We start from the raw sequence: 5,069 nt of genomic DNA, 5'->3' as shown, positions 1-5,069 counted from the left end.
ATTGTAAAGGTGTTTCAGAAGCAGACAGCCCACCATAAACCGGATCGGATGGCTTGCGTTTCCTTTCTTGGAATATAGGGAGGCGAATTCTTTTTCAAAATAATTCCAATCAACTTTTTCTGCAAGCAAAACAAGTTCGTGCGTATTATCAATAAAATCTATCAACATAGGACGGAATAATTCTGGCAGTTTCTCTGGATTTTTTCCCAACATATTTGCAAGGTTTTAAGGCTCTAAGATACAAAAGCCTGCAAGAAAACACAAGTGAAATATTGATTAAAACACTAATATTCAATATGTTAAACACATTTTAAGGAGCGACTAAATACATTAATATTGACACCGATCAAACATGGTTAAATACTGTTTCCGGTAAAATCTCCAATCAGAACTATGGGTTTAATTTAGGATATTCAATCTTAGGGAGAGTATTGCAGTTTGCTGGAAATACGGATAATACGTATCGGTTTTCTTCAGAAATTAACTCTTCATTCTATTATAATTTGTTGAAAACAAGAACTTCATTCTCCATCTTCTTTAAAGGAATAGGAAAAAGCGACCGAATTGTAGAAGACAAAACTTTAGGAATTACTCAATATTTATTAACGGAACAAAAAGCCTTCTCTTTGATGGACGCCTCGATTTCTCAGAAAATCTGGAAGAACCATTTTACTTTAACTGTTGGCGCGAGAAATATTTTAGATGTTTCTGAAGTTCAGAATAGCTCAACAACTGGCGGTGCTCATAGTGGCGGAAGTTCTGCAGACCGACTTTTTTATGGAAGAAGTTATTTCACTCGTTTAAATTTTAATTTTTAAAAATGAAAAAAATAAAGTACACTTTTATGTTATTGCTGGTTTTGTCTCTTTTTACCTCGTGTATTCGGGAGGATAATACCCCGGTGATAATTGAACCAATCAGTGGTGCGGTGGTAGATCCTGACATGGGCGGACCTACAGAAAAAAATCAGGTTTGGATCGAACTAAGTACCGGAACCGTGAAAACTACGTTGCGTGAAAACTGGGATTTAGGTTTCTATTCCGGAAATGAATTTCGGGTTATTCTTAACAGTTCATTGGTAATGGCTGCCGGGAAAATAGAAAACAGTTTTAATATTGATGCGGTGAATTCGGCCTCAGTGAAAAACTTGAAACCTTTGGTTCAGGTGGCGAATTTTGCAGATAACGCGAAATATATTGATGATCCGAGTGGTGATATTTTTAATCAAAGTACCAGTATTCAGGAGATCAAAGCCAATGACGACGAGAATAATGTTTACTTAATTAATATGGGTTATAGCACTTATACTGGCACAACAGTTCCGGGAAGTGTGTATACTTTAGGCGACGAAAGAGGTTGGAAAAAAATTAAGATTGTAAGATTCCAGAACGGTTATAAAATTCAATATGCTGATTTGGATGAGACTACTCACAAAGAATATATCATTACAAAAGATTCAGAATACAACTACAAATTCTTCTCTTTCTTCACTGGAACAGAAACAGAAATTCAACCAAAGAAAAAAAACTGGGATTTATGTTTTACCGTTTTTACCAATTTGGTACATAATCCAGATAACAATCTTCCGACTTCCTATATTTTTCCTGATGTTGTGCTTCATAATATATTGGGGAATGTAGGTGCTTATGAAATCACTACCGCAAACGGACAAGGTGAAGTAGACTATAATAAGTTTACCGAAGAAAATATCGATCAAACTAAATTTAGTAGGAGTGATCAGCGAACCATTGGTGGAAATTGGAGAACTACGACTGGCGCAAATGGTGCTGAAGTTTACAGTAATAAATTCTATATCGTTAAAAATAGCGATGGATTCTACTTTAAACTTCGTTTTTTAAGAATGAAAAATCAGGAAGGATTTAGAGGATATCCTCAATTCGAATACAAGGCACTTTAAATAAAAAGATAAAACAAAACTTTAATAAATACTATTATGAATTCAAAAAAACTATTTTCAGTTCTTGCAATTGGAGCGGTGATGTTTGCTCAGGCACAAAGCCAGCAAGATGTAAAAGCAATTAAGGCAATGACCGGTTGCTATGAAGTGAGTTTCAATTTCGCTGAAACTTTTGCGCACCAGAAAAATTACGAGAAGAAAAAAAATTACAGATCTGGCGCTTTAGAATGGATAACTGTTGCGGAAGAGAGTCCAAAAAAAATTGAACTTCAACATATTTTAATTGTAAATCCACAAGGTGCTGGTAAAGATGCCATCGTAAAACATTGGCGACAAGATTGGCTTTATGAGAACACAGATCTTCATACTTTTAATAAAGACAGCCACTGGAAATTTACAAAATTAGATCCCGCAAGTGTAAAAGGTCAATGGACTCAAATTGTATATCAAGTTGATGATGCGCCAAGATATTCAGGCAATGGAACTTGGATTCACACCGATGGTAGAACTTATTGGGAAAGTAGTGCAGATGCGCCGTTGCCGAGAAGAGAACAAACTACCCGAAAAGATTATAATGTAATGGTTCGTGGGAATCATCAGGAAATTTACGACTGGGGTTGGATTCATGATCAGGATAATAAGAAAGTAGTGCGGAAAGATGGTGCAAAAGATGAGACCATCGTTGAAGAAAAAGGTCGTGAATATTATACTAAAGTAGAAGACGGAAAATGTATCGTTGCCCAAAATTACTGGAATGAGTATGCACCACTTTGGTCAACAGTTCGCCAAGCTTGGGATGAAGAATTGGCTAAAAAGAAAGACTTGAATGTTTTACCAAACGTTGAAGATATTTATTTATACAAAGATTTAATGGACCTTACTCCAAAGCAAACGAAAGAAGCAAAGGAATTAGTACAGAAATATATTGTTAATAAATAAGGAACATTAATAAAAAGGAGCATTAATTTTTTAGACTGAATTATGCTTTATTAGAAGCCTCGATCTCCGGATTGGGGCTTCGTCAATTGGTGTAAAAGGAACTTAATGAATTGATAGACGAAGCATGCACCTTAGTTAACGAAGGAGATCGAGTGATTATTATTTAAACATCTAATAATAATCGTCAAGCCTTTAAATATAAATGCTGTTTATTATAATAAAAAATATAGTTATTGTTATTTAGAATAATTAAAAACAATATATTTGCAAATCTATTATTCACAGAGGGTAAAGATTGTTTTAAAACTGTACTCTATAAATCCTCTCTAATTCTTATTAATTTAAAAACTCATTTAACAAAAACAAAATACTTTTTAAACATGAAAAAAGTGATAATAACTGCGTCAGTCCTATCATGCGTTTTATTCTTCGCACAGGAAAAAGATTCTCTTAATTCTAAAAACATAGAAGAAGTAATCATCAATGCAATATTGAAAAAGGATTCAGAGTACACGAATAAAATGCCTTTAAAAGCTATTGAGAATCCTCAGGTATTTTCTACTGTAGATAAACTTTTTTTCGAAAATCAAATGATTTATTCTGTAGATGAGGCTTATAGGAACGGTACTGGTATTCAGAAAATGTGGAGCGCTACCAATAGGGCAGGTGATGGTGGAGCCTATATTGCTTTGAGAGGTTTTGTTTCCAATAATTCTTTAAGAAACGGTTTGGTAGCACCTGTTACTACTTCTATTGATGCTGTAAATGTTGAAAAATGCAACAACATAGAGAAGAAAAAAACGATCTGGAGCTGAGGTCTTTAGATGCCGTTTGTATCAACGAAAGCCAACTGCAGCACCGGTGGTATCACAACTTGAAATATTTGGTTTTGGGAATTCTTTTCGGGTTTATTTTTATCAAAGCCGAAGTCATCAGCTGGTTCAGGATTCAGGAGATGTTCCGCCTGCAGTCTTTCCACATGTACGGCATTATCGGTAGTGCGATTTTGGTGGCGATGATTTCAATTTTTATCATTAAAAAATTCAACATCAAAACCATTTACGGCGAGGAAATCATCTTTCATAAAAAGAAATTCAACAAAGGACAAATTTATGGTGGCTTAATCTTCGGATTCGGCTGGGCGCTTACGGGAGCTTGCCCCGGGCCGCTGTTTGCACAAATCGGAACCGGTGCTACCGTAGTGGCAGTTACTTTGTTCAGTGCAATCGCCGGAACCTGGGTTTATGGCTATTTCAGGGAAAAACTGCCTCATTAAAAGAAGTTTTATACACCATCAAAATGAATATAGGAAAGAAAGCACACTGGGAAAAAGTGTATGAAACGAAAGAACCACACGAAGTAAGCTGGACCCAGGAGGTTCCCAAAACTTCACTGGAAATGATTCATTCTTTTCCGATAGACCGTTCTGCCAAAATTATTGATGTTGGCGGTGGCGACAGCACTTTGGTTGATTTTCTCCTAGAGCAGGGTTTTAAAAACATCACGGTGCTTGATATTTCGGCAAAAGCTCTCGAAAAAGCCAAAGCAAGATTAGGTGATAGAGCGCAATTGATTACCTGGATCGTGAGTGATATCACCCAATTTCAACCGGAAACCACTTATGATATATGGCACGATCGGGCTGTTTTTCATTTTCTTACCGAGCAGGAACAGATTGAAAAGTATCTCAATATCGCCCGAAAGGCAGCGGTGGGATATCTTACCATCGGCACCTTCTCCGAAAACGGACCCGAAAAATGCAGCGGATTGGCCATTAAGCAATACACCGAAGAAACACTATCTTCTGTTTTTGCATCAGATTTTGAGACTTTAACCTCAAAAAGAGAAAACCATATAACGCCTTTTGCTACAGAACAGAATTTTGTGTTCTGCAGTTTTCAGCGTAAAACGATCAAAAATTGATGTTGTTAAAACCTCTTTAAATAGGGAAAAACAAAAAGGTAAATGACCACACCGCTTTTCAAGAAGAGCGGTGTTTTTTGTGTATTTAGTCGTTCCTTAACAAAACCCACTATTTAATTTATTTTTAAAAACAGGATTAGAAAACAGCATAATTTGTATCTTATAAAATAAGAAAATAATTTTCTGTTTCAGTAGTTCCATCATTTTCTTCATGTTCCAAGCGGTTGCAGCTAGTAATGCATTGATTTGTGGTCCCGTTTCTCCCATGAAGTAATTTTTTGCCAGCCTA

Annotated in this window: 7 protein-coding genes and 1 pseudogene; 6 read left to right on the top strand and 2 right to left on the bottom strand. The window is 35.8% G+C overall.

The window, feature by feature from the left end; all coding sequences use genetic code 11:
- Positions 1-213 (bottom strand): annotated as a pseudogene (locus tag AP75_RS13370) (IS5/IS1182 family transposase); the annotation flags it as partial.
- A gap of 293 nt (positions 214-506) precedes the next feature.
- On the opposite strand from AP75_RS13370, the gene AP75_RS13365 reads away from it, so the two are divergent.
- The 6 genes from AP75_RS13365 to AP75_RS13340 all read left to right on the top strand — a co-directional run bounded on the left by AP75_RS13365 (position 507) and on the right by AP75_RS13340 (position 4,780).
- Positions 507-818, top strand: a complete 312-nt coding sequence (locus AP75_RS13365) for a TonB-dependent receptor (protein WP_143755906.1) — start codon at positions 507-509, stop codon at positions 816-818.
- 2 nt (positions 819-820) lie between these two features.
- Positions 821-1,918, top strand: coding sequence for an HmuY family protein (locus AP75_RS13360; protein WP_031504051.1), 1,098 nt, complete (start codon positions 821-823; stop codon positions 1,916-1,918).
- Between the two features lie 36 nt (positions 1,919-1,954).
- Entirely contained in the window at positions 1,955-2,857 is a 903-nt protein-coding gene (locus tag AP75_RS13355; protein WP_031504050.1) for a DUF6607 family protein, read from the top strand.
- Positions 2,858-3,237: 380 nt separating this feature from the next.
- Entirely contained in the window at positions 3,238-3,672 is a 435-nt protein-coding gene (locus AP75_RS13350; protein ID WP_031504048.1) for a hypothetical protein, read from the top strand.
- Positions 3,633-4,133 carry a DUF6691 family protein gene (locus AP75_RS13345; protein ID WP_031504046.1) on the top strand — a complete coding sequence of 167 codons (501 nt, stop codon included), beginning with the start codon at positions 3,633-3,635 and terminating at the stop codon, positions 4,131-4,133. The genes AP75_RS13350 and AP75_RS13345 overlap by 40 nt, the downstream gene beginning before the upstream one ends.
- Before the next feature lie 23 nt (positions 4,134-4,156).
- Entirely contained in the window at positions 4,157-4,780 is a 624-nt protein-coding gene (locus AP75_RS13340; RefSeq protein WP_031504044.1) for a class I SAM-dependent methyltransferase, read from the top strand.
- A gap of 96 nt (positions 4,781-4,876) precedes the next feature.
- On the opposite strand, the gene AP75_RS14385 is transcribed toward AP75_RS13340, so the two are convergent.
- On the bottom strand, positions 4,877-5,069 hold a 193-nt coding region (locus AP75_RS14385), incomplete at its 5' end, for a hypothetical protein (protein ID WP_394335377.1).

It is taken from the genome of Kaistella haifensis DSM 19056 (assembly GCF_000735695.2).
Taxonomy (GTDB): domain Bacteria; phylum Bacteroidota; class Bacteroidia; order Flavobacteriales; family Weeksellaceae; genus Kaistella; species Kaistella haifensis.
The sequence above is the reverse complement of the archived record's forward strand: the minus strand, read 5'-3'. Positions and strand labels throughout refer to the sequence as shown.